Origin of the sequence: Burkholderia sp. Ac-20392, assembly GCF_017104585.1 — a bacterium.
Lineage (GTDB): Bacteria > Pseudomonadota > Gammaproteobacteria > Burkholderiales > Burkholderiaceae > Burkholderia > Burkholderia lata.
Window position 1 is genome coordinate 1 of the sequence record NZ_JAAGPB010000924.1, and the last position, 1,696, is coordinate 1,696.

Annotated in this window: 3 protein-coding genes; 2 read left to right on the plus strand and 1 reads right to left on the minus strand. The window is 69.7% G+C overall.

The window, feature by feature from the left end; translation table 11 throughout:
* A partial coding sequence (locus tag G3N99_RS39740) for a hypothetical protein (RefSeq protein WP_206125135.1) occupies positions 1–246 on the plus strand: 246 nt, incomplete at its 5' end.
* Between the two features lie 83 nt (positions 247–329).
* On the opposite strand, the gene G3N99_RS39745 is transcribed toward G3N99_RS39740, so the two are convergent.
* Entirely contained in the window at positions 330–1,232 is a 903-nt protein-coding gene (locus tag G3N99_RS39745; RefSeq protein WP_089427243.1) for a LysR family transcriptional regulator, read from the minus strand.
* Positions 1,233–1,377: 145 nt separating this feature from the next.
* Here G3N99_RS39745 and G3N99_RS39750 point away from each other — a divergent pair.
* Positions 1,378–1,696 (plus strand): FUSC family protein (locus tag G3N99_RS39750; protein ID WP_206125136.1); only part of this gene is annotated, 319 nt, incomplete at its 3' end.

A 1,696-nucleotide genomic window follows, 5' to 3' on the forward strand; every position in this document is an offset into this window, starting at 1 on the left:
CCGCGCGAAAGCGACGCAGGCGCGGTGCGGCTGCTGAATGGAAGGGGGGCGCGGCGCGCGCGACGCGGCCCGGTAGACGGGGCCGACGCGTGCGACGTGCTGCTCGATCGGATGCACGAAGCCGTGGCGGGCTTCGGGAGGCGGGATGCTGCCGGTCAGGAAGGCGGGACGCGCGTGACGCGCCTGCGGGCAGCGGTCAGGCGGCTGCCGTCGCGTGTGGATTGGTTTTGCATCGCGACAGGCTAACGATGTGGCGAGCGGCCATCAACACGGGCCGGCTCATTAATCGATTTCGCTTGCTGCAATAATCGGTGTGCGAACCGTGCCGGTTATGGTGCGGTTCGCCAATCGTCGAACACTTCCGCCAGGAATTCGACGAACGCGCGCACCTTGCTGTCGAGCGTCGCGCGCCGCGGATACAGCACGTGCAGCTCGACGTCGTCGGTCCGGTGCCAGTCGGGCAGCACGATTTCGAGCTCGTTCCGTTCGAGCCGGCGGGCCGTGTAGTGCGTCGAGACCAGCGCGATGCCGCCGCCGCTCGCGGCCTGGCGCAGCACCGTCACCGATTCGTTGGTGATCAGCACCGGCCGCACCGGCACGTCGGCCACTTCGCCGGCCGCATTGGTGAGCCGCAGCGTCAGCCCGGGCGCGTCGCGGCCGACGAGCAGCAGGTCGTGCTGCGCGAGATCCTGCGGCGTGGCGGGCCGGCCGACGCGGTCGAGATAGGCGGGGCTCGCGGCCAGCTTCGCCTGCGACCAGCCGAGCGAGCGGGCGATGTAGCTGGAATCGGTCAGCACGCCCGCGCGCAGCGCCACGTCGAAGCCGTGCTCGACGAGATCGAGCGGGTTGTTGTCATAGATCAGCACGAGCTGGACCAGCGGGTAGCGCCGGCGAAACTCGGCGAGCGCCGGCTCCAGTTCGAACAGGCCGATCGAGTAGGGCACCAGCACGCGCAGCATGCCCTCCGGCGCCGTGCGCAGCGCGCGGGCCTGGCGGTCCGCGTCGAGCAGGATGTCCTCGGCGCGCAGGCAGCGCTCGTAGTAGTCGCGCCCGGCCTCGGTGACGGAGACGCGACGCGTGGTGCGGTACAGCAGCTGGACGCCGAGATCGTCCTCGAGCTGCTTGACCTTGCGGCTCACGCGGCTGAGCGGCATGTCGAGATGCGTGGCGGCGGCGGTGAAATTGCCGCGCTCGACCACGCGCAGGAATATCCGGATGCTTTCGAAGTCCATACGGGGTGCTTCAGTGTTCGACCTGCGCGCATCTTACCTGCGTCGGCCGAATCGCTTCGTGCGGCGGCGATTATCCCGCCCGGTGCAATAACGCATCCTGTCCGCGCCTCTTAGTGGCGGCGGCGCGCCCCCGTATGCTCGCCGCATGAAATTCGCCTTGCCCTCTCTGCCGCCCCTCGCGGCCGTGCGCACCGCGCTGCGCGACGCCCGGCCCACGCTGCCGCCCGGCGCCCTCGGCTTCGCATTGCGCAACACGGCGGCGTCGCTGCTTGCGCTCTACATCGCCTTCCGGATGAATCTCGACGACCCGAAATGGGCTGCGTCGACGGTGTGGATCGTCGCGCAGGGCAGCCGCGGGATGGGTTTGTCGAAGAGCCAGTACCGGATTCTCGGCACCGCGATCGGCGCGGCCGTCGCGCTCGTGCTGACCGGGGCGTTCGCGCAGACGCCCGAGCTGTTCCTGC

Excerpts from the sequence above, each read along its gene's own strand:
- G3N99_RS39745 (WP_089427243.1), bottom strand. The coding sequence starts at position 1,232 with ATGGACTTCGAAAGCATCCGGATATTCCTGCGCGTGGTCGAGCGCGGC.